The 24919-nt window shown below is 67.3% G+C and carries 25 protein-coding genes; 15 read left to right on the forward strand and 10 right to left on the reverse strand.

Features of this window, described 5'->3' with window-relative positions; all coding sequences use genetic code 11:
- Window positions 1-44: 44 nt before the first annotated feature.
- The 5 genes from MJO58_RS03885 to MJO58_RS03905 all read right to left on the reverse strand — a co-directional run bounded on the left by MJO58_RS03885 (window position 45) and on the right by MJO58_RS03905 (window position 3391).
- Window positions 45-971: a cyclopropane mycolic acid synthase family methyltransferase gene (locus MJO58_RS03885; RefSeq protein WP_090599833.1), complete on the reverse strand. Its 927-nt coding sequence runs from the start codon at window positions 969-971 to the stop codon at window positions 45-47.
- Between the two features lie 10 nt (window positions 972-981).
- Window positions 982-1515 (reverse strand): FAS1-like dehydratase domain-containing protein, encoded by a 534-nt coding sequence (locus MJO58_RS03890; protein WP_090599838.1) that lies wholly within the window; start codon window positions 1513-1515, stop codon window positions 982-984.
- 46 nt (window positions 1516-1561) lie between these two features.
- Window positions 1562-2479: an HAD family hydrolase gene (locus MJO58_RS03895; protein ID WP_090608424.1), complete on the reverse strand. Its 918-nt coding sequence runs from the start codon at window positions 2477-2479 to the stop codon at window positions 1562-1564.
- Between the two features lie 317 nt (window positions 2480-2796).
- A complete protein-coding gene (locus MJO58_RS03900; protein ID WP_090599843.1) occupies window positions 2797-3087 on the reverse strand; it encodes a WXG100 family type VII secretion target in 291 nt (96 codons plus the stop codon).
- A complete protein-coding gene (locus tag MJO58_RS03905) occupies window positions 3080-3391 on the reverse strand; it encodes a WXG100 family type VII secretion target (RefSeq protein ID WP_239722067.1) in 312 nt (103 codons plus the stop codon). Before MJO58_RS03905 ends, MJO58_RS03900 begins: the two co-directional genes overlap by 8 nt.
- A gap of 93 nt (window positions 3392-3484) precedes the next feature.
- On the opposite strand from MJO58_RS03905, the gene MJO58_RS03910 reads away from it, so the two are divergent.
- From MJO58_RS03910 to MJO58_RS03940, 7 genes are all read left to right on the forward strand, one after another.
- Window positions 3485-3745 (forward strand): glutaredoxin family protein, encoded by a 261-nt coding sequence (locus tag MJO58_RS03910; protein ID WP_239722068.1) that lies wholly within the window; start codon window positions 3485-3487, stop codon window positions 3743-3745.
- A gap of 122 nt (window positions 3746-3867) precedes the next feature.
- Window positions 3868-5235 (forward strand): glutamyl-tRNA reductase, encoded by a 1368-nt coding sequence (locus MJO58_RS03915; protein ID WP_090599856.1) that lies wholly within the window; start codon window positions 3868-3870, stop codon window positions 5233-5235.
- A gap of 14 nt (window positions 5236-5249) precedes the next feature.
- Window positions 5250-6197 carry a hydroxymethylbilane synthase gene (gene hemC / locus MJO58_RS03920; RefSeq protein ID WP_090608426.1) on the forward strand — a complete coding sequence of 316 codons (948 nt, stop codon included), beginning with the start codon at window positions 5250-5252 and terminating at the stop codon, window positions 6195-6197.
- A gap of 32 nt (window positions 6198-6229) precedes the next feature.
- Window positions 6230-7900 carry a bifunctional uroporphyrinogen-III C-methyltransferase/uroporphyrinogen-III synthase gene (locus tag MJO58_RS03925; protein WP_090599859.1) on the forward strand — a complete coding sequence of 557 codons (1671 nt, stop codon included), beginning with the start codon at window positions 6230-6232 and terminating at the stop codon, window positions 7898-7900.
- Window positions 7901-8881, forward strand: coding sequence for a porphobilinogen synthase (hemB, locus tag MJO58_RS03930; RefSeq protein WP_239722069.1), 981 nt, complete (start codon window positions 7901-7903; stop codon window positions 8879-8881).
- A 39-nt stretch (window positions 8882-8920) separates the two neighbouring features.
- Entirely contained in the window at window positions 8921-9463 is a 543-nt protein-coding gene (mce1N, locus tag MJO58_RS03935; protein ID WP_239722070.1) for a transport-regulating membrane protein Mce1N, read from the forward strand.
- Window positions 9460-9720 (forward strand): hypothetical protein, encoded by a 261-nt coding sequence (locus MJO58_RS03940; RefSeq protein WP_090599867.1) that lies wholly within the window; start codon window positions 9460-9462, stop codon window positions 9718-9720. Before mce1N ends, MJO58_RS03940 begins: the two co-directional genes overlap by 4 nt.
- Here the strand turns inward: MJO58_RS03940 and MJO58_RS03945 are convergent.
- The gene (locus tag MJO58_RS03945) at window positions 9704-10138 is read right to left on the reverse strand and encodes an STAS domain-containing protein (RefSeq protein ID WP_090608431.1); all 435 of its coding nucleotides are present in this window, start codon (window positions 10136-10138) and stop codon (window positions 9704-9706) included. The genes MJO58_RS03940 and MJO58_RS03945 overlap by 17 nt on opposite strands.
- Window positions 10139-10444: 306 nt before the next feature.
- On the opposite strand from MJO58_RS03945, the gene MJO58_RS03950 reads away from it, so the two are divergent.
- Together MJO58_RS03950 and MJO58_RS03955 are read left to right on the forward strand one after the other, a co-directional pair.
- Window positions 10445-11683 (forward strand): acyltransferase family protein, encoded by a 1239-nt coding sequence (locus MJO58_RS03950; protein WP_090599870.1) that lies wholly within the window; start codon window positions 10445-10447, stop codon window positions 11681-11683.
- Between the two features lie 215 nt (window positions 11684-11898).
- A complete protein-coding gene (locus MJO58_RS03955; RefSeq protein WP_239722072.1) occupies window positions 11899-12594 on the forward strand; it encodes an Rv0518 family GDSL lipase in 696 nt (231 codons plus the stop codon).
- A 275-nt stretch (window positions 12595-12869) separates the two neighbouring features.
- Here MJO58_RS03955 and MJO58_RS03960 read toward each other — a convergent pair whose 3' ends face one another.
- Both MJO58_RS03960 and MJO58_RS03965 read right to left on the reverse strand, forming a co-directional pair.
- Entirely contained in the window at window positions 12870-15047 is a 2178-nt protein-coding gene (locus MJO58_RS03960; protein ID WP_239722073.1) for an acyltransferase family protein, read from the reverse strand.
- A 20-nt stretch (window positions 15048-15067) separates the two neighbouring features.
- Window positions 15068-15943 (reverse strand): alpha/beta hydrolase, encoded by an 876-nt coding sequence (locus tag MJO58_RS03965; protein WP_090599881.1) that lies wholly within the window; start codon window positions 15941-15943, stop codon window positions 15068-15070.
- 213 nt (window positions 15944-16156) lie between these two features.
- Between MJO58_RS03965 and MJO58_RS03970 the strand changes: the two genes are divergently transcribed.
- The 3 genes from MJO58_RS03970 to MJO58_RS03980 all read left to right on the forward strand — a co-directional run bounded on the left by MJO58_RS03970 (window position 16157) and on the right by MJO58_RS03980 (window position 19468).
- Window positions 16157-17305 (forward strand): LLM class flavin-dependent oxidoreductase, encoded by a 1149-nt coding sequence (locus tag MJO58_RS03970; protein ID WP_090608433.1) that lies wholly within the window; start codon window positions 16157-16159, stop codon window positions 17303-17305.
- A 2-nt stretch (window positions 17306-17307) separates the two neighbouring features.
- On the forward strand, window positions 17308-18642 hold the full coding sequence (locus MJO58_RS03975; protein WP_239722074.1) for an MFS transporter: 1335 nt from the start codon (window positions 17308-17310) through the stop codon (window positions 18640-18642).
- Window positions 18643-18727: 85 nt separating this feature from the next.
- On the forward strand, window positions 18728-19468 hold the full coding sequence (locus MJO58_RS03980) for a class I SAM-dependent methyltransferase (RefSeq protein WP_090599889.1): 741 nt from the start codon (window positions 18728-18730) through the stop codon (window positions 19466-19468).
- Here the strand turns inward: MJO58_RS03980 and MJO58_RS28715 are convergent.
- Window positions 19465-20667: a PPE family protein gene (locus tag MJO58_RS28715; protein WP_276553187.1), complete on the reverse strand. Its 1203-nt coding sequence runs from the start codon at window positions 20665-20667 to the stop codon at window positions 19465-19467. The genes MJO58_RS03980 and MJO58_RS28715 overlap by 4 nt on opposite strands.
- Window positions 20668-21092: 425 nt before the next feature.
- Between MJO58_RS28715 and MJO58_RS03990 the strand changes: the two genes are divergently transcribed.
- Window positions 21093-22442, forward strand: a complete 1350-nt coding sequence (locus MJO58_RS03990; protein ID WP_090599897.1) for an amino acid permease — start codon at window positions 21093-21095, stop codon at window positions 22440-22442.
- Here the strand turns inward: MJO58_RS03990 and MJO58_RS03995 are convergent.
- A complete protein-coding gene (locus tag MJO58_RS03995; protein ID WP_090608435.1) occupies window positions 22426-22821 on the reverse strand; it encodes a nitroreductase family deazaflavin-dependent oxidoreductase in 396 nt (131 codons plus the stop codon). The two genes, MJO58_RS03990 and MJO58_RS03995, sit on opposite strands and share 17 nt — an antisense overlap.
- Window positions 22822-22974: 153 nt before the next feature.
- Between MJO58_RS03995 and hemL the strand changes: the two genes are divergently transcribed.
- Window positions 22975-24306 (forward strand): glutamate-1-semialdehyde 2,1-aminomutase, encoded by a 1332-nt coding sequence (hemL, locus tag MJO58_RS04000; RefSeq protein WP_239722075.1) that lies wholly within the window; start codon window positions 22975-22977, stop codon window positions 24304-24306.
- On the forward strand, window positions 24306-24917 hold the full coding sequence (locus tag MJO58_RS04005; RefSeq protein ID WP_239722076.1) for a histidine phosphatase family protein: 612 nt from the start codon (window positions 24306-24308) through the stop codon (window positions 24915-24917). Before hemL ends, MJO58_RS04005 begins: the two co-directional genes overlap by 1 nt.
- Window positions 24918-24919 lie beyond the last annotated feature (2 nt).

The following is a 24919-nucleotide window of genomic DNA, read 5'->3' on the forward strand; positions in this document are numbered from 1 at the left end:
AAACGCCCCGGGCCGAATGGTGCCGGGGCGTCTTGCGTTACGAGTTACTTGACCAGAGTGAACTGGCAGACGTTGGTGTAGCCGTCGCGGAACAGGTCCGAGCAGCCGCGCAAGTACTTCAGGTAGATGTCGTAGGTCTCCTGCCCCTTCAGGGCGATCGCCTCTTCCTTGTGGGCTTCGAGGGCATCGGCCCACGCGGTCAGCGTCGGGACGTAGTTCTTGCCGATGAAGTGGTGTCGCTCGATCTTGAAACCCGCGTCTGTCGAGTATTTGTCGACCAGATCGACCTGGGGCAACTTTCCGCCCGGGTAGATCTCCTTCAAGATGAAGCTGATGAACCGCAGCAGGGTCATGTTCACCTTCAGGCCCATCGCGTTGCCCTCTTCGCGGCTGGGGACCACGATCGAGTGCAGCAGCATGCGGCCGTCGTCGGGCAGCAGGTCGTAGTACTTCTTGAAGAAGGTCGCGTACCGCTCGTAGCCGGCGTCACCGGCACCGTCGGCGAAGTGCTCGAAAGCGCCCAGTGACACGATGCGGTCGATCGGCTCGTCGGGGAATTCCTCCCAGCCCTGGATCCGCACCTCTTTGCGGCGGGGGCTGTCCATCTTGTCGAACTCAGCCACGCAGTGGGCGTGCTGGTTCTCGCTGAGCGTCAGGCCGATGACGTTGACGTCGTACTCGGCGACCGCGTGCCGCATTGTCGAGCCCCAGCCACTGCCGATGTCGAGCAGCGTCATGCCGGGCTCAAGGTTCAGCTTGTCCAGGGCCAGCTTGCGCTTCGCGTACTGCGCCTCTTCGAGCGTCTTCGTGAGATTCTGCGGATCCGGATTTTCGTCGAAATAGCCGCAGCTGTAGGTCATTGACGGGTCAAGCCAAAGCTTGAAGAACTCGTTCGACTTGTCGTAATGCGACCGGACTGCTTCGACTGGCGGCTTGAGCTGGGTGCCACCCGTTTCCCCCTGGGACGTCATTAAATCGACCCTACTTTCGTGCAGATATTGATGCAATCGCGGCGACGGTTTCTTCAGCGCGCGCGTCTGGATGTGAGGCTTCACCGAGCATCGTAACGATGCTGGTGACGATCGGTTTGCCCGCGGCGTCTGTCACCTCACTGCGGATCTCCGCGATGACAGTGCCGTGTGACTCGATGACCGAGTCTAGATACGTATCGAAGTACAACTTGTCGCCGTCCAGGATCGGGCGGTGAAAGGTGAATTTCTGGTCGCGATGCAGCACCCTGGCGATGTTGATCGGGATGCTGAACTTCGTGAAGATATCCAGCTGCACCCGACGTCCGGCGATTGCCAGGAATGTCAACGGGGCCACGACGGCCGGATACCCGGCTTCAGCGGCGTCAATCTCGTTGAAGTGCGTCGAGTGGTCGTCTTGTACCGAGGCCGCGAACTCCCGGATCTTCTCGCGTCCGACCTCGAAGTAGTCCGGCGCCCGGTAATGGCTGCCGATGAGGCCTTGGGTGCCCTCGGGAAGGGTCGTGGCCCCCTCTGATGGTGTCATGGCGTTGCGGACTCCCCACTTAATCGATGCTCAGCGGCGCAGCCTATCAGCGGGATTGGCGCCGGGATGCCAACGCGGCCAGCGCACCGCCCGCGGCGCCGAGCGCCAGTGCCGACGGCACCCCGATCCGCGCGGCCTTGCGAGCGGTCCGGAAGTCGCGGATCTCCCATCCCCGTTCCCGGGCCAGGCTGCGCAGACGGGCGTCGGGGTTGATGGCGACCGCCGTGCCCACCAGCGACAGCATCGGCACGTCGTTGTAGCTGTCGGAGTAGGCCGTACACCGTTTGAGGTTGAGGCCCTCGCGGATCGCCAGGGACCGCACGGCGTGCGCCTTGCCCGGGCCGTGCAGAATGTCGCCGACGAGCCGACCGGTGAAGACGCCGTCCACCGACTCCGCGACGGTGCCGAGGGCGCCGGTCAGGCCGAGCCGACGCGCGATGGTCGCGGCGAGCTCATACGGCGTTGCCGTGATCAGCCACACCTGCTGGCCCGCGTCCAGGTGCATCTGGGTGAGCTCCCGAGTGCCGGCCCAGATCTTCTCGGCGATGATCTCGTCGTAGATGTCCTCGCCGAGACTGACCAGCTCTTCGACCGAGCGGCCTTCGATGAAGGTGAGTGCTTTGCGTCGGCCGGCGGCGACGTCGTTGCTGTTCTCCTTGCCGAGCAGCTGAAACTTGGCCTGCGCGTAGATGAATCCGATCACGTCGCGATAAGTGAAGTAGTTGCGAGCGGCCAGACCGCGACCGAAATGCACCGCGGAGGAGCCCTGCACCAACGTGTTGTCGACGTCGAAGAACGCCGCGGCGGTCAGGTCGATCGGCGGTTGCGGGCCACCCTCCGCGGCGGTCGCCTCCTGCAGGCCTTCGAGCGCGCGGGCGGCACTGGCATTAGCGGCCACGGACTCCAGGTCAACTCGAGTGGCGGGGTCGGCGTTGTCCGACTCATCCGACTCTGAGGAAGTCATCGCCACACCTCCTAGATCGCCGGGCCGCCTAGTGGCCGGTGCTGCGGCCGCCATCAACCCTATCCGGCAGGTGTCATGGTCGGGTTTACGCCTCTGGCATGGCTTGCTGTCACGACGGATGTCGGCGTGGTGACGATCGGTTGACTATGTGAAATAGCCTCGTGCCCTTAGCGTTTGGCCCCGACAGTGCCGATGCGCAACTTGTCGTGCACGCCGGGTCGACACACCGTCTATTCCGGTGGTGGGGCCGGCCCTGTCATCGTCAGGGATGCATTGTTGGACGCCACACCGCCCGTGCTCGAATTAGTACCATTAGCTCACGACCACATCGCCAAGTTCGTCGACATGGCGCCGGTGTAGTTGCTGTGCGCCGTCGCACCGGCCGTTCGCAGCCGAGCCAGCGCCTCACGCATCATCGCCTCGCCGCGAGCCCAGTGTTGATGGGCCTCGGCATGGGCAGCCGCCCCCACACCCGTCCACGTCGTGTGCAGATTGCTTACCAGAGAGTCGATTTCGCTCAACATGCTCTCGGCATAGCGTTGAAATTCCGCCATCCGCTGCACGGCATCCGCCAATGTCTGCGGATCCACCCGAAACGCCTCAGCCACGGTGCACCCGCCGAACCAGTTGCGCGGAGGCGGCCTCATTGTGCTGATATCCCTTGCCGGCTTGGTCTACCGCCTCGGCCAAGACCGACAATCCGGTCTCGACCTCGCGGGCCCCGCGATGCCACAGCTCCCATGCGGCCGAGTAGGCGCTTCCTGATCCGCCCTGCCAGCCGCCGAGCATTTCGCCGACGTGACCGTCCAGCTCGGCCAGCTGATTCCGGAGGCTTTCGGCGCCACCCAGCAGCGCCTGGGCGAATCCAGCCATCATCTGCGGGTCGGCGCGCAGGTCGTTGTCGGCAGCCATAGCCGAAACTTAATTATTGCCGGAGCGCGCCACAATTCACCGTGAGGTGCCCGAGGTCGGCCGGTGACCCAGGGCCGATGCCACACTGGTGCCATGACTGAGCGCCCGAAGGTGGAGCTGCTGACTCGCGACGGATGCACCATCTGCGAGCGGGCCCACACACGGCTGACGGAATTAGCCGGGGAGCTGGATTTCGACCTGGCCACCACCGACGTCGACGCCGCCGCGGCGGCCGGCAACCCCGGGCTGCGGGCCGAGTTCGGCGACCGGCTGCCCGTGATTTTGCTGGATGGCCGGGAGCACAGTTACTGGGAGATCGACGAGCCGCGGCTGCGCGCCGACCTGACTCGATAACGCTGCGGGCTGGCAGCTCGGTGGCCGTGGACGCATTATTTGGTAGCCCACCGAATAAACGTTTACCGTAGACAGCAGTTCAGTTACTGGAGTAGCGAGGGAGCTGGCCAGGTGATGCTGCCGTGAGCATCTTGCTCTTCGGGGTTTCGCACCGTAGTGCGCCGGTCTCCGTTCTGGAACAACTCAGCATCGACGAATCCGATCGCAACAAGATCGTCGACCGGGTTTTGCAGTCGCCGCTGGTTACCGAGGCTTTGGTGCTGTCGACATGCAACCGGGTCGAGGTCTACGCGGTGGTTGACGCGTTCCACGGCGGTTTGGCCGTAATCGGGCAGGTGCTGTCGGAATACTCCGGAATGTCGATGGGCGACCTGACCAAATACGCCTACGTGCGCTACAGCGAGGCCGCCGTCGAGCACCTGTTCGCCGTTGCCAGCGGTCTGGATTCCGCGGTCATCGGCGAACAGCAGGTGCTCGGGCAGGTGCGCCGGGCATACGCCGCCGCCGAGTCGAATCGCACGGTCGGGCGGGTGCTCCACGAGCTGGCCCAACGTGCGCTCTCGGTCGGCAAGCGCGTGCATTCCGAAACGGCGATCGACGCCGCCGGCGCCTCGGTGGTATCGGTCGCGCTGGGCATGGCCGAACGCAAGGTGGACGGACTGGCGGGCAAGACTGCGGTCGTCGTCGGCGCCGGCGCGATGGGCGCACTGTCGGCTGCCCACCTGATCCGGTCTGGTGTGGACCACATCCTGGTCGTCAACCGGTCGCTGTCCCGGGCACAACGACTGGTCCGCAAGATCCGCGAATCGGGCGTGCGTGCCCGGGCGATGACGCTCGACCGGCTCGCCGACGCACTGGCCGACGCCGACGTGGTGGTCAGCTGTACCGGTGCGGTGAGTCCGGTGGTGTCGCTGGCCGACGTGCACAACGCCCTGGCCGCAGCGCCGCGCGACGAAGCGGGCCGCCCGCTGCTGATCTGCGACCTGGGTATGCCCCGCGACGTCGACCCCGCGGCGGCCGGATTGCCCGGCGTCTGGGTCGTCGACGTGGATCGCATCCAGCACGAGCCCTCGGCTCACGCCGCCGCCGGCGACGTCGACGCCGCACGCCACATCGTGGCCGCCGAGGTTGCTGCCTACCTGGCCGGACAGCGGATGGCCGAGGTGACCCCGACCGTGACCGCGTTGCGCCAGCGCGCCGCCGACGTCGTGGAAGCCGAGCTGCTGCGGCTGGAGAACCGGCTCCCGGGACTCGAGAGCGCCCAGCGCGAAGAGGTCGCTCGCACCGTCCGGCGCGTGGTGGACAAGCTGCTGCATGCTCCGACCGTGCGAATCAAGCAACTCGCCAGCGCCCCCGGCGGCGACAGCTACGCCGAGGCCCTACGCGAGCTTTTCGAACTCGACCAGACCGCCGTCGATGCCGTGGCTGCGGGTGAATTGCCAGTAATCCCAACGGGATTCGACGCCGGCACGCAGCAATCCGCCGAGTAACCCGATTGGTGCATGTGATCCGGTTAGGCACGCGGGGCAGTCTGCTCGCTACCACTCAGGCCTCCCTCGTTCGAGACACCCTGATCGCCAACGGCCACCCGGCGGAGTTGGTGATCATCAGCACGGCCGGCGACCAGTCGTCGGCGCCCATCGAAAGTCTGGGTGTGGGCGTGTTCACCACGGCACTGCGCGAGGCGATCGTGGACGGCCGGGTCGACGCCGCCGTGCACTCGCACAAGGATTTGCCGACCGCCGACGACCCGAGGTTCACCATCGCGGCCGTCCCGGCACGGAACGACCCGCGCGACGCGCTGGTCGCGCGCGACGGGCTGGTGCTCGGGGAGTTGCCGGCGGGTTCGCTGGTGGGCACGTCCTCCCCGCGACGGGCCGCGCAGCTTAGGGCATTGGGTCTCGGTTTGGAAATCCGCCCCCTACGAGGCAACCTAGATACCAGGTTGAACAGGGTAAGTAGTGGTGATCTAGACGCCATCGTGGTGGCCCGGGCCGGACTGGCCCGCCTGGGCCGGCTCGCTGATGTCACCGAGACGCTAGAGCCGGTGCAAATGTTGCCAGCACCGGCTCAGGGTGCGCTCGCCGTGGAATGCCGCGCCGGTGACAGCCGGCTGGCGGCAGTGCTGGCGGAGTTGGACGACTCCGACACGCGCGCAGCGGTCACCGCGGAGCGAGCCCTGTTGGCCGAACTGGAGGCGGGTTGCTCCGCACCGGTGGGAGCGATCGCCGAGGTGGTCGAGTCCATTGATGAGGACGGCCGGGTCTTCGACGAGCTGTCGCTGCGCGGTTGCGTGGCGGCGCTTGACGGATCCGATGTGATCCGCGCGTCCGGCATCGGCGCTCCCGAGCGGGCCCGAGAGCTAGGGCTCTCGGTGGCATCGGAGCTGTTGGAGTTGGGCGCGGGAGAGCTGATTGGGGGAGCGCGGCAACACCCCGCGCACGAGAACTAAATGACGTCACAAGGGATGTGTTGGGAGCGACAATGACGACGCGAGGGCGCAAGCCGAGACCGGGCCGCATCACGTTCGTGGGTTCCGGCCCGGGTGATCCGGGATTGTTGACCACGCGGGCGGCCACAGTGCTGGCCAATGCGGCCCTGGTGTTCACCGATCCCGACGTACCCGAACCGGTGCTGGCGCTGATCGGCAAGGACCTGCCGCCCGTTTCGGGCCCGGCGCCCGCCGAACCACCACCCGCGACGAGCGATGGGTCACCCGGCGCGGATCCGCCACGGGCGGCGCCGACCGTGCTGTCCGGTGGTGCCGACATCCGCCCGGCGCTCGGCGAGCCCGCCGAGGTCGCCAAGACGCTGACCGCCGAGGCCCGCACGGGCGTCGACGTGGTGCGGTTGGTGGCCGGTGACCCGCTGACGCTCGACGCGGTGATCAGCGAGGTGAACGCCGTTGCGCGGACGCACCTGCACGTCGAGATCGTGCCGGGGTTGTCCGCGACCAGCGCGGTGCCGACGTACGCGGGTCTGCCGCTGGGCTCCTCGCACACGGTGGCAGACGTGCGCGACCCACATGTGGATTGGGAAGCGCTGGCGGCGGCTCCCGGCCCGCTGATCCTGCAGGCCACGCCGACGCATCTGGCCGACGCGGCGCGCACGCTGATCGAGCACGAGCTGGCCGAGACCACCCCGTGCGTGGTGACCGCGCAGGGCACCACCTGTCAGCAGCGGTCGATCGAGACCACGCTGCACGGGCTGACCGATGCGGCCGTCGTGGCCGGCGCCGGCGACCCGGCGGGCCCGCTGACCGGGCCGCTGGTGGTGACCATCGGCAAGACGGTCAACAGCCGGTCGAAGTTGAACTGGTGGGAGAGTCGCGCCCTGTACGGCTGGACCGTGCTGGTGCCGCGGACCAAGGACCAGGCCGGCGAGATGAGCGAGCGGCTGACCTCCTACGGCGCGCTACCGGTCGAGGTGCCGACCATCGCGGTCGAGCCGCCGCGCAGCCCCGCTCAGATGGAGCGTGCCGTCAAGGGACTGGTTGACGGCCGCTTCCAGTGGGTGGTGTTCACCTCCACGAACGCCGTGCGTGCGGTGTGGGAGAAGTTCGGCGAGTTCGGGCTGGACGCCCGCGCATTCTCGGGCGTGAAGATCGCCTGCGTCGGTGAGTCGACGGCCGACCGGGTCCGCGCCTTCGGGATCAGCCCCGAGCTGGTGCCGGCCGGGGAGCAGTCCTCGCTGGGTCTGCTGGACGACTTCCCGCCCTACGACAGCATTTTCGATCCGGTGAACCGGGTCTTGCTGCCGCGTGCCGACATCGCCACCGAGACGTTGGCCGAAGGTCTGCGCGAACGTGGTTGGGAGATCGAGGATGTCACCGCGTACCGGACCGTGCGTGCGGCACCTCCGCCGGCGTCCACCCGCGAAATGATCAAGACGGGCGGCTTCGACGCGGTGTGCTTCACCTCCAGCTCGACGGTGCGCAACCTGGTCGGCATTGCCGGTAAGCCTCACGCGCGCACCATCATTGCCTGTATCGGCCCCAAGACCGCCGAGACGGCCGCAGAGTTCGGCCTGCGGGTGGATGTGCAGCCCGATACCGCTGCCATCGGCCCACTGGTCGACGCGTTGGCCGAACACGCCACGCGGTTGCGCGCCGAGGGCGCGCTGCCACCCCCGCGTAAGAAGAGCCGCAGGCGCTAAATGAGCTTCCCGCGGCAGCGCCCGCGTCGGCTCCGTTCCACCCCCGCGTTGCGTCGCTTGGTGGCCCAAACATCGTTGGAGCCAAGGCATTTGGTGTTGCCAATGTTCGTCGCCGACGGGATCGACGAACCACGGCCGATCCCGTCGATGACCGACGTTGTGCAGCACACCCGCGAATCGCTGCGCCGCGCGGCTGCCGATGCGGTGGCAGCCGGAGTGGGCGGCCTGATGCTGTTCGGTGTGCCGCTCGACGAGGACAAGGATCCGACCGGCTCGGCCGGTACCGACCCCGACGGCATTCTCAACGTCGCGCTTCGGGACCTGGCCAAGGATCTCGGTGACGCAACGGTATTGATGGCCGACACCTGCCTCGACGAATTCACCGATCACGGTCACTGCGGCGTCCTCGACGCCCGAGGTCGGGTGGACAACGACGCCACGCTAAGGCGATACGTGAAATTAGCTGTGGCGCAAGCGGAGTCAGGCGCTCATGTGGTGGGTCCGAGCGGCATGATGGACGGGCAGGTGGGCGCCATTCGCGACGGCCTGGACGCGGCGGGCTACACCGATGTGGTGATCCTCGCCTACGCCGCGAAGTTCGCTTCGGCGTTCTACGGCCCGTTCCGGGAAGCGGTGAGCTCCAGCCTGTCCGGCGACCGCCGTACCTACCAGCAGGAACCCGGCAACGTCCGAGAAGCGCTGCGTGAGATCGAGCTGGACATCGACGAGGGCGCCGACATCATCATGGTCAAGCCCGCGATGAGTTACCTCGACGTGCTGTCCGCGGCGGCGGAAGTCTCGCCGGTGCCGGTCGCCGCCTACCAGGTGTCGGGGGAGTACGCGATGATTTGTGCTGCGGCAGCGAACAACTGGATCGACAAGCGGGTCGCGGCGTTGGAATCGCTGACCAGTATTCGCCGTGCGGGTGCCGACATTGTGCTGACGTATTGGGCCGCGGAGGCGGCGGGTTGGCTTTCCTAACGGCCACATCGGCGGTAGACAATCAGGGATGAGGCTGCAATGACGACAGCGAGCGATGCTGATCCCGGGCCGTTGTTCTACGAACCCGGCGCCAGCTGGCTTTGGGTGTTGAGTGGCCCGGCGGCGGCGGTGTCGATGGTTCTGATCGAAATGTGGAGTGGCGCAGCGATATCGCTGTGGGTCCCGGCCATTTTTCTGGTGATGGTGTCGGGGTTCATCTCGTTGCAGATCAAGGCGGCGCGGATCCATGTGTCGGTCGAACTGACCCAGGATGCCTTGCGTCAGGGCACCGAGACGATCTTGGTCCGCGAAATCATCAAGGTTTACCCCGAACCGGAGCATCCGGAGAATTCCGACAAGGAGTTGGCGCGCTGGCAGTCGGCTCGGGCGCTCGGCGAACTGTTCGGCGTGCCGCGCGGCCGGACCGGAATCGGTCTCAAGCTCACCGGGGGTCGCACCGCGCAGGCCTGGGCGAAACGCCATCGTCGTCTTCGGGAAGCGTTGACCCCGCTGGTACAGGAGCGCGTGGAGCCGGCCCGATCGGACGCCTGGGACATCGACGACGATGAGCCCGAGCTGTGAGGGCCCGATATCGCGCCGTGGCCGAACTCGTCGTCGCCTGTGCGGCGCTGGTGGGTGTCGGGGTGAGCTGGCTGCACGCGCGACACATCGTCAACGTCGCGCCGATCACCGACGGCCAGCCGTCCACGACGGCGCTGGTGTACAACCCTCAGCTGCTGCTGGTGGCCATGCTGCTGGCGATGATCGCCGGAGTGCTGGCCGTCCTCGGAATCGCCAGGCTGTGGCGCGCTCGACGCGCCGCTACGCCGTCTTCCTGAACAGCGGCAGTGTCAGCCGGCGGCGGCAGACGACCGCGTCGGCCAGGTCGCCGAATGCCTCGGGCACCGAGCCGGCGATCGGATACGCCGCGTCGCCGTCGCTGGCGACCACCTGCTCGATCACGCCGTCACCGGCGACCAGCGTCCACTGGACACCGGCGCGGCGGCAATCCTCGTCGAATGTGTACAGCAGCGAGAAGCCGGCACCGGCGAAGTGGGTCACGGCGCTGATGTCGAGCACCAGGGGATTGTCACCAACGATGAAACGGCGAACGCAGCCACTGACCCGGTCGACATTGACGGCGTCGATCTCTCCCCGGATGGTCACCACCGTGGCGAGGTGGCGGCAGTGAGCCCGAACTTCGGCTCCGCCGCAGTCGAGGCTGCCCTGTCGAGCCGTGGTCATCGCGATCGTCATGAACGCCCCCATTTCGGTGGTGGTGCGAAGGCCGCCCGCAATGCCGACCAAGCTAGTTACTACCGTGCCTGCCAAACTTAAGGAGACCGACAGTTACGTCTAACTGTTTGCTAAAAAGCTGACGGCGACTGTGCCGGCGGAGGTATACGAGCGGGCGCACCGTCGCCATCACGAGATCCGGGCCGCCGCGCTGTTAGGCTGCTCTGGCTACCGGTTGCGAGTCGGGGGGCTTGGCATAGGGCGAAATGCCCGGTCAGCCGGGTGAGAAGGCCAACGAAACTGCAGGGTCCAGAGCGAAAGAGCGTCGTGCGCAGCGCAGAGATCAAGGGTGAGATCAAGGCCCTGACGGGACTCCGCATCGTCGCCGCGGTGTGGGTGGTGCTGTTTCATTTCCGGCCGATGCTGAGCGACATCTCGCCCGATTTCCGCGAGAACCTGGCTCCGGTGCTCAATTGCGGCGCCCAAGGCGTCGACCTGTTCTTCATCCTCAGCGGGTTCGTGCTGACCTGGAACTACCTGGACCGGATGGGCCGTTCCTGGTCGACGCGCGAGACCCTGCACTTCCTGTGGCTGCGGTTGGCTCGGGTGTGGCCGGTTTACCTGGTCACCATGCACCTGGCCGCGCTGCTGGTGATCCTGTCGCTGCACGTCGGCCACGTTCCGCTGCCCGAGGCGAACGACCTCACCGCGGTCAGCTACATCCGCCAGGTCCTGCTCGTGCAGCTGTGGTTCGAGCCGTTCTTCGACGGAACCAGCTGGGACGGACCGGCCTGGTCGATCAGCGCGGAATGGCTGGCTTACCTGCTGTTCGGCCTGCTCGCCCTGGTGGTCTTCCGGATGAAGCTGGCCACTCGGGCGCGGACCCTGATGTGGCTGGCCGTCGCGGCGTCGCTGCCGCCGGTGCTGATGCTCTTGGCCAGCGGCCACTTCTACACGCCGTGGAGTTGGTTGCCGCGGATTGTGACGCAGTTCGCCGCCGGGGCGCTGGCCTGCGCGGCCGTGCGCCGGTTGCGGCTGAGCGATCGCGGTCGCCACATCGCCGGATACCTCTCGTTGCTGTTGCTGGCCGCCGTGGTAGGCGTCCTGTACTGGTTTAACGCCCATCCGATCAGCGGGGTCGAGGAAAACGACAGCGGCGGCGTGGTCGACGCGCTGTTCGTCCCCCTGGTCATCACGCTGGCGGTCGGCGTGGGCAGCCTGCCCAGGCTGCTGTCGACCCGGGTGATGGTCTACGGCGGGCAGATCTCGTTCTGCTTGTACATGGTGCACGAGCTGGTGCACACGTCCTGGGGATGGGCGGTCGAACAATTCGAGCTCACGCCGTGGGAGTCCGATTCCCCCTGGAAGTGGAACGTGCTGGGCCTGTTTGCGATTACCGTGGCGCTGTCCAGCCTGCTCTATCACGTCGTGGAGGAGCCCGCCCGTCGCTGGATGCGCAGGATGGTCGACGTCCGTCCCGCCGCCCAGCCCACCGAGCCGGCCCCGGCCAAGGTTCACCAGATCGACGGTGGACTGGAACCGATCGCCGAGCGCACAGCGTCCTGAGTGCCCGCGAATCATGCTGTGCCGCATAACCTCTCGGACCAGGAGTTGGCCGTGTAGTGGCGCCGCACTGGTAGCTTGGGGCATGCTGGTCGACTCGGTCCCGGATCACGCATGTGCAACATCGCGTTGACCACCGGTTCGGGTCGGTTATTCGTACGATTTCCGTTAGTTGGGGTGCACTTCCGGGCCACGCCGTGTACAGGGGGGAGGTAAGAGTGAGTCGTCTGGCCGCGTTCGTCGTCAACCTCGCTCTGCTGGTAGGCCTGGGCTGTGAAGCCGTGGCACACCCGGCACCCGTGCGGCCCTACCAGGCATTGACGCTGGATGGCCGGCTGACCCACATCGCGGTGGTCGGCGACTCCTACACGACCGGGACCGACGAGGGCGGCCTGGGCCCGAACGCGTGGACCGCCCTTGCCTGGCAGGCACTCACCAAACGCGGCCTTCAGATCGACGCCGACGTGGCGGCCGAGGGCAGGGCCGGTTATGCCGTACCCGGCGACCACGGCAGCATCTTCGAGGATCTGACCGTCAGGTCGGTCAAGGCCGACGACGTGCTGGTGGTGTTCTTCGGCTCCCGCAACGACCAGGGCACCGATCCCGGCATGCTGGCCGGCCGGGCGCGCGACACCTTCCAAGTCGCGCGGATCCTGGCACCGACGGCGAGATTCCTGGTGATCGGGCCGCCGTGGCCGACCGCCGATGTGCCCGAAAACGTGTTGCAGATTCGTGACGTGCTCAACTCCGAGGCGCGCGCCGCGGGCGCGGCGTTCGTCGACCCGATCGGCGCCCACTGGTTCGTCGACAGGCCGGACCTGATCGGCCCAGATGGCGTGCACCCCAACGACGCCGGGCACCGATACTTGGCTGACAAGATTGCGCCGCTGATTCGCACGCAGCTATTCAGGTAGCGAGACACCGAAAGTTTCGGCGGGCTGGCCCCCTCAAAATGCCAGCCGCGCAAGGCTTTACGCGCCAACCCTGAGCGCTTAGTCCTCTGCGTGCCGTTCGTAGTCCCACTGCTCGAGGCGTGCTTGTAGCTGCATCAAGCCGATTCCGACGACTGGCGTAGCAGCCGCGATGCAGACCAACAACAGCGGGGACATTTCAAACCTCCAAAACCCTTATATTCGTAACACGTTCGGATTCGCGGCGGGGTTCATTCGCAAAGAAAGTCATCGCAACGTCATCCGTCCGTTATGGCTCCGTCTGCCAGTGCGCCCAGCACTGGTGCCAACAACTGCGCATATTCGGTTGTGACGTGGTTGTCGTCGCGAAACACCAGGGTGTTACCGACGATCATCGGGCAACGCTGCGCTGTGCAGAACAGGTCGGTGAGGTCGGCGTAGTGGCCGCCATTGCCGGTGGCCGCGGCCCGCTCCGCGGAGATACCGCCGTCGTTGACCGCGACCGAACGGCTTGGCGCGCAGGCGGTGGCGTCGTCCAGGTGTCCGGATAGGCACGTGGGCACCGGGGACTGCGGATCCGGGGCGGGGCCGAGAACCAGGACGGTCGCGCCGGTGCGCCGCAGTTGTGCGACGGTGCGACCCAGCGTCTCGATCCACGCCGGGTCGTAGGACACGAAGCCGAAGTCGCCGCCGTAGCGCCGGCTCATGTCCAGCACGACCAGCCGCGGATGCTCGGCGGCCACCCGGGCCAGGACCTGCGCGCGCCACTGTTCGCACTCGGTGTACTCGCGGCCCAGATACGGGCTGTCGATGGGCAGGTCCTGGATCGGGCAGGTCACTTTGGCCATCGTTTCCAGTCGCCAGTGCCGCTGCTCGGCGACCTGCGCAAAGCCCGGGTTCCACATCGCGGCGTGCGAGTCGCCGATCAGCGCGACCGTCGTCGGCGAGCCGACGTCGCCTGCCGCGCACTCGCTTTGCCCGATGTCGCGCCAGGAGCGCACGCAGCCGTTGACGAAGACGGCGGCCTTGTCGGCCTGCGCGTGGGCCAGCGGCGGATCCAGGTTCGACGGGACGGCCCGCAGGCCGGCGGCCTTCGCGACGGCGTCGCGCACCTGCGCCAGGGCCTGCTGGATGGCTGTTTGCTGCACATCGGCGTTGGGGGCCGCGGTGGGCAGCGCCATGATGGTGGCCTTCGCCGCGGCCGGGCCGTGGCCCACCGGAACCGGTATCACCGTCAGCAACAGCACGCAGGCGGATGCGGTGGCGGCACTGGCGATCCCGGCCACCGCCAGGCTCGTCTTGGCCGAGCGGCGCAGCGCAGCGGCGAATCGGCCGGGATTCTCCACCAGATGGAACGTGATCACTGCGAGCCCGGCGGAGACGGCGGTCGCAGCCAATCGGGCCGCCAGGCCGGCTTCGCCCAGCAGCCGCGGCATCAGCAGCAGCACCGGCCAATGCCAGAGGTACCAGGAGTACGACACCCGCCCGATCGCGCGCATCGCCGGCCGGCACAGCAGCCGGCCGACCCCGAGGCTGCGGGTGACGCAGCCGCCGCCGATTACCAGCGCGGTGCCCAGCACCGGCAGCAGCGCCGCGGTGCCCGGGTACGGCGTGGCGGGGCCCAGCTGCGTGCAGGTCAGCAGGATCAGCGTCAGGCCACCCCAGCCGGCGATCGCCGCGGGCAGCACCGGCAGTCGGCGCCACTGCTCGATCGACAACGCGACGAGCCCACCGACGGCCAGCTCCCAGGCGCGGGTGGGCAACGAGAAGAACGCCCACGGCGGCGAACTGCGGGTCCACAGCACGGCCGTCGCCAGCGAGGCCGCGGCGACCAACGCCAGCACCGTCGCGTACGGCGCCGCCTTGGCCCCGGAATCAGATTCAGCGTCGCGCCGCATGCGCCCGACCAACCATGCGGTGCCGATGATCAGCACCGGCCACACCAGATAGAACTGCTCCTCGACGCCGAGTGACCAGTAGTGCTGGAACGGCGAGGGCGCCTCGGCGTTGAGGTAGTCGGTGCCTTGGTGGGCGAACCGGTAGTTGCCGACGTAGAGCGCACTGGCGATGCCGTCGAGGAATACGCTGCGGGCCTGCAACGGCGGCAGCACGAGGGCCGCCGCAATGGCGGTGGCGACGGCGACGGTGGCCGCTGCCGGCAACAGCCGGCGGGCCCGCGCGCCGTAAAAGCGGCCCAGCGCAATGGTTTTCGCGGTGCTGACTTCGCGCCACAGCAGGCCGGTGATCAGGAAGCCGGAGATGACGAAGAAAATGTCGACGCCGATGAAGCCGCCGGCGGTACCGGGAATGCCCGCGTGGTACAGAACTACGGCAACGACCGCGACGGCCCGCAGGCCCTCGATGTCGGGGCGGAAGCCGCGTCGCCGGATTTGTCGGGTGGGGCTATCGCCCGCTGGTGAGGGCGGGCTCGACGCGGTTTCCTGCCGGACTGCCATGCCTTTGTTGGGATGCCTCGCTAGGTCGCCAGCCAGGAAAGCTCGCCGGGTAGTTGCAGACGCCACCACGTCATGTCGTGGCCTCCGACCGTGAAGCTTACCGCCGGTGGCGTTTTGAGTTGGCTCACGAATTGGCGTGTCGCGGGATAGAAACGGTCGAATGTCCCGCAGTCCACCCGCAGCGGAATCTGGGACAACGCCGGCAGGCCCATCACGCTGTTCGTCATCCAGTCCTCTTCGCTGTCAAACGCTTTGGGTGCCGAGTCGGCGTAGGACATGTACAGCGCCGGGCTGATCGCGCAGATCCCCGCGGTCCGCGTCGGCCCCAGCATGGCGCCCAGGCGCAGTGCCCCGTATCCACCCATGGACCAGCCCATGAAGCCCACCCGCGACGTATCCATGCCCATGGAGCCCAGCATCGGCAACAGCTCGTCGAGGACCATCGCACCGGAGTCGGTGCCGTCGGCCCGCTTATGCCAGTAGGAGTCACTGCCACCGTCGACGCCGACCACCGCGAACGGCGGTTTGCCCTCCTTGACCAGTCGGGCCAGCGCGTCCTCGACGCCGCAGTCCAGCATCATGTTTGCGTCGCCGTCCTTGCCGTGCAGCGCGATTACCGGCCGCAGCAATCCGCTCTGCGACGTCTGCCCGGGCGGCAGCGCGATCACCCAGTTGGTCTTGACCCCGCCGCGCGCCTTGGAGATGAACGAGCCCGTCAGTTTGGTGGTCAGGTTGCTGCTCGCGGTCGACGGTTCGAATGGGGCGGGCAGTGGCGCCGCTTGTGGTTCGAGCGGATCCAGCCAGGCGCTCAACGCCCAGGCACCCGCGGCCGCAACGGTGGCATTGGCGCCCATTCGCAGCACCGCGCGGCGGTTCGGTTCAGGCACGAGCGTCATAATGCCGCGCCCCCAGCGTCATTCCGACCCCGTCGCGGCGTTTGGAAGGGCATTGTGATGCGGCAGTCATCGAGCAGTGACGTGCTGCGCGTCACAGTCGGGCGGATGGAATCTGCGAGGTTTCAACCCTCGCGCGGCGCAACATGCTTCGCGACGCTGGAGCTTTCGTGCACGGTTTCGAAACGAATGCTGACAAGAACGGAAGAGGATTCGATGACTCTGGCATTTCACTGGTTTTTGCCGACGTACGGGGATTCGCGCAATCTCGTCGCCGGCGGGCACGGCACGTCGATGCACGGCGACCGGCCCGCGACTTTGCGCTATCTGCATCAGATTTGCGCCGCCGCCGAGGACAACGGTTTTGAGGCGGTGCTCACGCCGACCGGATTGTGGTGCGAGGACGCCTGGTTGACGACGGCCACGCTGATCGAGCGCACCGAGACGCTGAAGTTTCTGGTCGCCTTTCGCCCGGGCCTGTTGAGCCCCACCCTGGCCGCACAGATGGCCGGCACCTTCCAGCGACACTCGGGTGGACGGCTGCTACTCAATGTCGTCACCGGTGGCGAACCCCACGAGCAGCAGGCCTATGGGGATTTCCTGGACAAGCAAGCGCGCTACGCACGCACCGCCGAATTCCTCGACGTGGTGCGCCAATTGTGGACCTCGAAAGAACCGGTGACGTTCGCCGGTGAGCACGTCCACATCGAGGGCGCACAACTGAACAATCCGCCCGACCCGATTCCCGCGGTGTTCTTCGGTGGCTCGTCCGGGTCGGCCGGGCCCGTCGCCGCGAAGTACTCGGACGTCTACCTCACCTGGGGTGAACCGCTGGCGGCCGTCGGCGAGAAATTGGATTGGGTGCGCGGCCTGGCCGCCGAAGCTGGGCGGACCCTGAAATTCGGGTTGCGGATCCACGTGATCAGCCGTCCGAGTGCCGAGGAAGCCTGGGCCGAAGCCGATCGGCTGCTCGAGGCGATCGACCCGGCGGACGTCGAACGCGTGCAGGCGAGCCTGGCACGCAGCGAATCCGAGGGACAGCAGCGAATGCTGAAGTTGCACGGCGGCAACAGCAGTCAGCTGCTGATCGCGCCCAACCTGTGGGCCGGCGTCGGCCTGGTGCGCGGCGGTGCGGGAACCGCGCTGGTCGGGTCACACGAGGAGGTCGCCGAGCGGCTGATCGAATATGCGGAGCTCGGCATCGACCACTTCATCTTGTCCGGATACCCGCACCTGGAAGAGGCGTATTGGTTCGGCGAGGGCGTGCTGCCGCTGCTGGAGAGTCGGGGCGTCTGGAAGCACCCGAATCGCACGTCCCGGCAGCCGGCCTCGTCGACGCCGTTCGCGGCCGCCTCGGCGCAGTAGCCGTGGCGACGACGCTGCCCGCCCCCGCACCGGCGGACACCCTCGACGAATCCGACGCCGACCGGCGCCGGCGCCTGCGCACCGTCGTCGCCGCGAGCCTGCTCGGCACGACGGTCGAGTGGTACGACTTCTTCCTCTACGCCACCGCCGCCGGGCTGGTGTTCAGCAAGTTGTTCTTTCCCAATGCCAGCTCGCTGGTGGGCACGCTGCTGGCGTTCGCGACGTTCGCGGTCGGGTTCGTCATGCGGCCCGTCGGCGGCCTGGTGTTCGGCCACATCGGCGACCGGATCGGGCGCAAGCGCAGCCTGGCGCTGACGATGCTGATCATGGGAGGGGCGACGGCGCTGATCGGCGCGCTGCCCAGTGCCGCTGCGATCGGGGTGTGGGCGCCGATCCTGCTGCTGGTGCTGCGTGTGCTGCAGGGTTTTGCACTCGGCGGTGAGTGGGGCGGTGCGGTGCTGCTGGCCGTCGAACACAGCCCCGGCGACCAGCGCGGCCGGTACGGGGCGATCCCGCAAGTCGGCCTGGCGCTGGGCCTGGCGCTGGGGACCGGCATCTTCGCGCTCCTGCAGGTCGAGTTGGGTTCGGCGGAGTTCCTCGCCTACGGCTGGCGCATCGCCTTCCTGCTGAGCCTGGTGCTGGTCGTGGTCGGCGTCCTGGTGCGCTGGCGCGTCGACGAGACGCCGGCGTTTCGGGAACTGCGCGACCTCGAGGCGGCGTCCACCGTGCCGATCCGCGAAATTTTCCGCGGCGCCCGTGCTAGGCGAAACACCCTGCTGGGACTGCTTTCTCGGTGGGCCGAAGGTTCGGCATTCAATACCTGGGGCGTGTTCGCAATCAGCTATGCCACCGGTGCGCTGGGTTTCCACAAGGTGCCCGTCCTGGTCGTGGTGACCGTCGCCGCACTGGTGATGGCGGTGCTGTTGCCCGTGTCGGGCGCGCTGACCGACCGGTACGGCGCCCGGCGGGTCTACCTGGTGGGTGTGGTGTGCTACGGGCTCGCGGTGTTCCCGGCGTTCGCGCTGTTCGGCACCAAGAACCTGGTCTTGTTCGGGTTGGCGATGGTCATCGTGTTCGGCGTCGTCCACGCGCTGTTCTACGGCGCGCAGGGCACGCTGTTCTCGTCGCTGTATCCGACCCAGACCCGTTACACCGGCTTGTCGTTCGTCTACCAGTTCTCGGGCATCTACGCCTCCGGGGTGACGCCGATGATCCTGACCGCGCTGATCGCCGCGACCGGAGGCACGCCGTGGTTGGCGTGCGGGTATCTGGTTGCCACTGCGTTGATTAGCGTGATCGCCACAGCGTTGATCCGCGACCAGGATCTCTACCTCTAAGCGCCGTGCACAGTCGCTTTCCTCAGTAGGCTGCACTACTGGAGTTGTCGTTCCCGTCGGCAGCCGCCCAGGAAGCGAGAAGACAGTGACTGACGCGAACGTCGGCGGTTTCGAGTCGTTGTACGACGAGGCAGAGCACACCGACCGGCGGATCCCGTGGGACATCGGCGGCCCGCAGCCCGCCGTTGAGCAGCTGGTGGCCTACGGCGGGATCCGCGGCGAGGTGCTCGATCCCGGTACGGGTCCCGGCTACCACGCCATTCATTTTGCAGCGCAAGGGTATTCGGCAACCGGGATCGACGAGTCACCGTCGGCTATCGAACGCGCCAAGCGAAACGCGGAGCGGGCCGGGGTCCAGGTGGATTTCCAGGTGGCCGACGCCACCAGGCTGGACGGTTTCGAGGGCCGATTCGACACCGTGGTGGACAGCGCGTTTTATCACGTGTTTTTGAATGACGAGGGCATCCAGACCCGGTACGCGCAAGCGCTGCACCGGGCCACCAGGCCCGGGGCTCGGCTGTACATGTTCGAATTCAGCCCCCACAACGTCAACGGCCTGCAGTGGACGGCTATACCGGCCGACAACTTCGAGCGGGTGCTCGGCGGCAGCGGATGGCGTATCGACTACCTGGGCGCCACGACCTATCAGGCCCGCTTCCTGTCCGAGACGTTCGAAGCGATGAAGACGATGGCGTCCGAGCAGCAGGGCGAGATTCTGCAGCGGATGCGGCCCCTGGCGCATCGACTGAGCGTTATCGACCCCTTATTGGAAGATCACCGGGTACACCTACCGGTCTGGTCGGTGGTGGCGACCCGCATGGACTAAACAGGTTCAAGGGCGGGCGCTTGCAACGGCATCGGGACACCGGCGTCGGCCTGGCCCAGCAAGTCGGCGCGGGCCGGCGTGCAGACCGTCTCGCCCAACAGCGCGCTGGCGTTGAGCTGGGGCTGGATTCCCGAGGTTCCCGCCAACCCCGGTGAGCCGCTCGCGACCGCAGCCGTCGGCGCCGCCGGGGCCGTGCCGGGGGCGAGGGGCGTCGCGGCCGGGGTCAGGGAGGTGATCACGAATCCGTCACTCCCGCTGATGTTGGCCGTGCCGCTGCCGACGTCGACGACGGCGGAACTGCCGGCGCTGAGCATCACTGGGGCGTTCGGCTGGACCGCGGTTGGGACGCCCTGCACTAAAGGCATTGTGAAGCCGTCCCCCAGCAGGATGACGCCGTTGCCGCTTTGGAGGGTGACCGTAACGGTGGAGTCGGCTTGCGCCCCGATGATCGCCACGCTCCCTTCGCCGAGGGGGGTTGTCACGGTGTAGGAGCCGGGACCGATGGCGGGGTCGGCGTAGGCGGCGGCGCTCGAGGCGAGCTGGTTGGGGACGCCGCTCGAGTTGAGTTGCTGTGTGGTGGTACTCGAGCTGAGCTGTACCAGGGATTGGGTGCGGGCGCTGGTGGTGTTGCCGGCGGCCTGGGCCACGGCGCGAGTCTGGTCCAGCTGCCCGTCCGGCCGAGCGGTCTGTTGCGGTTGGTCAAAGGGTTGCAGTGCGCTGGCGGCCTCGGAGTCGGCGGCGTAGGCGTACATCGCGGTGGCGTCTTGGACCCACATCTCCATGTACTGGGCTTCGGTGGCCGCGATCGCCGGCGTGTTCTGTCCCAGGAAGTTGGTGGCCACCAACACCATCAGCTGCGCCCGGTTGGCCGCGACGACCGGCGGGGGCACCGTCATCGCGTACGCCGCCTCGTAGGCGGCTGCGGCGGCATACGCCTGTGCGGCGGTTTTCGCGGCCTGAGCGGCGGTGGCGTGCAGCCATCCGACTTGGTGGGCGGCCGCGCCCGCCATCGTCAGCGACGAAGGGCCCAGCCAGCGGCCGGTCAGCTCCGCGACCTGCGCGGTGCAGCCACTCGCGGCCAACTCCAGCTGAGTGGCCACCGCATCCCAGCCCGCTGCCGCCGCCAGCATCGGTCCCGCCCCGGGGCCGGTATACATGAGCCCGGAGTTGACCTCGGGTGGCTGCAGGGCGAAATCCATGGCATGAGCCTCTTTTCGGCCATAAGCGTGCTTTTTTGCGGAGCTACATGCATGCGCAACGGATCTAACGCCGCGCACGTAAACGCGCGGCGACAGCGTGCTTAAGCTCCGTCATAGACCACGGGATTCACGCGTGAAAAAGTCCCCGCTACTGGAATTCCGCAGGCCAGAGGGTTGAATTACGTTCTGTCCCAGCATTTCACGCGATATTCTCAACGCACGTCGAATCCAGCTCGAGCTAACACACCGCGGGTCCGGCTAAGGGTGAGTGGGCCCCGCTCGCATGCCTGAGGCGTGGCGGCTGCCTGCGTATGCTGAGCGCACGTGGTCGGGCGCTTCCGGTTGATGCCACGGCACCCATGTGCTGTGGTTAATCTCCAAGACTAGCCGGGGGCGTGCCGGGAGGCCCGTAGACATGGCAAGACGTGAGTAGCACTGCGCAGCTACGCCAAGGGCTTTCGCAGCGACAGCTGAGCATGATCGCGCTCGGCGGTGTGATCGGCGCCGGATTGTTCGTCGGGTCGGGCGTGGTGATCCGGGACACCGGCCCCGCCGCGTTCCTGACGTATGCGCTGTGCGGCCTGCTGGTTGTCCTGGTAATGCGGATGCTGGGCGAGATGGCCGCCGCCAACCCGTCGACCGGATCATTCGCCGACTACGCCGCCAAGGCGCTGGGCGGCTGGGCCGGGTTTTCGGTGGGCTGGCTGTATTGGTACTTCTGGGTGATCGTCGTCGGATTCGAGGCGGTCGCCGGCGGCAAGGTCCTCAACTACTGGTTCCACGTGCCGCTGTGGGTGCTGTCGCTGTGCCTGATGGTGTTGATGACGGCGACGAATCTGTTCTCGGTGACATCATTCGGCGAGTTCGAATTCTGGTTCGCCGGAATCAAAGTCGCGACAATCATCGCTTTCCTCTGCATCGGCGCGGCGTTCGTCCTCGGGCTGTGGCCGGGCCATCACGGCGGGTTCGCCAACCTGACGTCGCAGGGCGGATTCTTCCCCAAGGGGGTCGGCGCGGTGTTCGCCGCGATCGTCGTGGTGATCTTTTCGATGGTGGGCGCCGAGATCGTCACCGTCGCCGCGGCCGAGAGCCGCGATCCCGCACTTGCGGTGCGGCGGGCGACCAGGTCGGTGGTCGCGCGCATCGCGATCTTCTTCGTCGGGTCCGTGTTCCTGCTCGTGGTGATCCTGCCGTGGAACTCCGTCGAGCTCGGCTCGTCGCCGTACGTCGCCGCGTTCAAGCACATGGGCCTGCCCGGCGCGGATCAGGTGATGAACGCCGTGGTGCTCACCGCGGTGCTGTCCTGCCTCAACTCCGGCCTGTACACGGCGTCGCGCATGCTGTTCGTGCTCGCGGGCCGCGACGAGGCACCCAAGCGGCTGGTCAAACTCAGCGCCCGCGGGGTGCCCGCGGCCGCGATCCTGTTCTCGTCGGCGATCGGTTTCGGCTGCGTGCTGATGTCCTGGCTGGCGCCGCGCACGGTGTTCCTCTTCCTGCTCAACTCCTCGGGCGCCATCATCTTGTTCGTCTACTGGCTGATCGCCCTGTCGCAGATCGTGCTGCGCCGCCGCACACCCGACGACGAGCTTGCCCTGAAGATGTGGTTTTTCCCGGTGCTGTCGATTCTCACGCTGGCCGGGATCACCGCCGTGCTGGTGCAGATGGCGTTCGACCACTCGGCGCGCAGCCAGCTGTGGCTGTCGTTGCTGTCGTGGGCGGTGGTGATCGGGTTGTACTTGGTCGGCCGTGCCCGACGCGCTAAGACGTCTTGCTGAACAGCACCGCCTGCTCGAACGGCAGCCGCCCGAATACCTTCTGCACTCCGCCGCTGACATGCTCGGCGGCCTCGTCACGGCTGACGACCTGCGGGTTGGTGATGCCGAACGTCTTGCCGTGGCGCCGCATCTTCCCGCCGCCGGCGGCCTTGAGGTTCTTCAGCCAGTCGCGATCGGGGCCGTAGGTCAGCAGCACCGCGATGCCGGGCTGGCCGTCGACGGTGGCGTCGAACGCGCTCACCGGCGTGCGGAACTCCTTGCCGGACTTGCGTCCGGTGTGCTCGATGATGGCGAAGGACGGGGCCCAGCCGGCCCACATCTTCTGAATGGGGTTGGTGACGTGGCGGTTAAAGCGGGCCAGGCCTTGAGGAAGTTGCATAACCACCATCCAACTCTTCGTCGGCGGCCGACTTCAAGGCGTCGTCGCTTAATCGGGAGCAAACGGTCGAGGCGCGCAGGCATCCGACCACCAGGACGCCGACTGCTACACCCTGTAGTTGAGCGATCGGCAGAGACTGGGACACTGGTCGGCATGGGCAGCACTGATCAGGCGACCGCGTCGGTGCGCACCTCGGCGCGGCTGTTCGACGACGCCTGCAGGGTCATCCCCGGCGGCGTGAACTCGCCGGTGCGCGCGTTCACCGCGGTGGGCGGCACGCCGCGCTTCATCACCGAGGCGCACGGCTGCTGGCTCACCGATGCCGACGGCAATCGTTACGTCGACCTGGTCTGCTCCTGGGGGCCGATGATCCTGGGCCATGCGCACCCCGCCGTGGTCGACGCGGTTGCCAAGGCCGCGGCGAACGGTCTGTCCTTCGGGGCGCCCACCCTCGCGGAGTCCGAACTGGCCTCCGAGATCATCGGCCGGGTCGCGCCGGTGCAGCGGCTCCGGCTGGTGAACTCCGGCACCGAGGCCACGATGAGCGCGGTGCGGCTGGCCCGCGGCTTCACCGGCAGGGCCAAGATCATCAAGTTCTCCGGCTGCTATCACGGCCACGCGGACGCGTTGCTCGCCGACGCGGGATCCGGGGTGGCGACGCTAGGACTGCCGTCCTCGCCGGGTGTCACCGGCGCCGCCGCAGCCGACACAATTGTGTTGCCCTACAACGATATTGATGCGGTGCGCGAAACGTTCGCACAGTTCGGCGACCAGATCGCCGCGGTGATCACCGAGGCCAGCCCCGGCAATATGGGCGTCGTGCCGCCCGGTGCCGGCTACAACGCGGCGCTGCGGGCGATCACCGCCGAGCACGGCGCCCTGCTGATCGTCGACGAGGTGATGACCGGCTTTCGGGTCAGCCGAAGCGGTTGGTACGGAATCGATCCCGTCGCCGCCGACCTGTTCACGTTCGGAAAGGTGATGAGCGGTGGGCTGCCCGCCGCCGCGTTCGGCGGGCGGGTCGAGGTGATGGAGCGGCTGGCGCCGCTGGGGCCGGTGTATCAGGCCGGCACCTTGTCGGGTAACCCGGTGGCGATGGCCGCCGGGCTGGCCACCTTGCGCACCGCGGACGACGACGTCTACGCGGCGCTGGACGCCAACGCCGACCGACTGGCCGGACTGTTCTCCGAGGCGCTCACCAATGCTGGTGTGCCGCATCAGATTCCGCGAGCCGGCAATATGCTCAGCGTGTTCTTCACCGATACGCCGGTCACCGACTTCGCGTCGGCGCGCAATAGCCAGACTTGGCGCTATCCGCCGTTCTTCCACGCCCTGCTGGACGCGGGGGTCTACCCCCCGTGCAGCGCGTTCGAGGCGTGGTTCGTATCGGCGGCACTCGACGACACCGCGTTCGCGCGAATCGCGGCTGCGCTGCCCGGTGCCGCTCGCGCAGCCGCGAGCGCGACCCAAGAGGGAGAATCGTGATGGCCGAACAAACCCGGGTGCATGTGATGCGCCACGGCGAGGTGCACAACCCCGACGGCATCCTGTACGGGCGGCTGCCCGGATTTCATTTGTCCGACAGGGGGAAAGCACAAGCGGCCGCGGTGGCCGACGCGCTGGCCGGCCGCGACATCGTGGCGGTCATCGCCTCGCCGCTGCAACGGGCCCAGGAGACCGCGACCCCCATCGCGTCCGGGCTCAACCTGCCCATCGACACCGATCCCGATTTGATCGAGTCGGCGAACTTCTTCGAGGGCCGCCGGGTCAGTCCCGGCGACGGCGCCTGGCGCGATCCGCGGGTGTGGTGGCAGCTGCGCAATCCGTTCACGCCGTCGTGGGGCGAGCCCTATCGCGAGATCGCGGATCGCATGTCGACCGCGGTGGACAAGGCGCGGGCCCGCGGCGCGGGCCATGAGGTGGTGTGCGTCAGCCATCAGCTGCCGGTGTGGACGCTGCGGCTGCACCTGACCGGCCGCCGGCTGTGGCACGACCCGCGGCGGCGCGAATGCGACCTCGCTTCACTGACCACCCTGGTCTACGACGGCGACCGGCTGGTCGACGTCGAGTACTCCCGACCGGCCTGCGGCACTTGACC

It is taken from the genome of Mycobacterium lentiflavum, from assembly GCF_022374895.2.
Classification (GTDB): Bacteria; Actinomycetota; Actinomycetes; order Mycobacteriales; family Mycobacteriaceae; genus Mycobacterium; species Mycobacterium lentiflavum.